At 64.8% G+C, this 264-nt stretch carries 1 protein-coding gene; it reads right to left on the bottom strand.

The window, feature by feature from the left end; translation table 11 throughout:
• On the bottom strand, window positions 1–264 hold a 264-nt coding region (locus GTQ34_RS16665; RefSeq protein ID WP_208103923.1), incomplete at both ends, for a hypothetical protein.

The raw sequence follows: 264 nt of genomic DNA, 5'->3' as shown, positions 1-264 counted from the left end.
TGGCAAAGGTGCCGTCAAGGTCCTGGCTCAGGGTACCACCGGCATCGGTCACCGTTATCGAGGTGCCCGTCAGGCCCACGGCCGTGTTCAGTTCGTTCGTGGGGTCCGCATCGGCGTCGTCCGTGTTCAGCGCGGCAAGTTCCGCATCCGTGGCAAAGGTACCGTCAAGGTCCTGGCTCAGGGTACCGCCTGCATCGGTCACCGTTATGGAGGTGCCCGTCAGGCCGACCGCCGTGTTGAGTTCGTTCGTGGGGTCCGCATCGG

The sequence above is a fragment of the Flagellimonas ochracea genome, assembly GCF_009903685.1.
In the GTDB taxonomy this organism is placed as follows: domain Bacteria; phylum Bacteroidota; class Bacteroidia; order Flavobacteriales; family Flavobacteriaceae; genus Flagellimonas; species Flagellimonas ochracea.
This window is presented reverse-complemented; position numbering and strand designations above follow the sequence as displayed.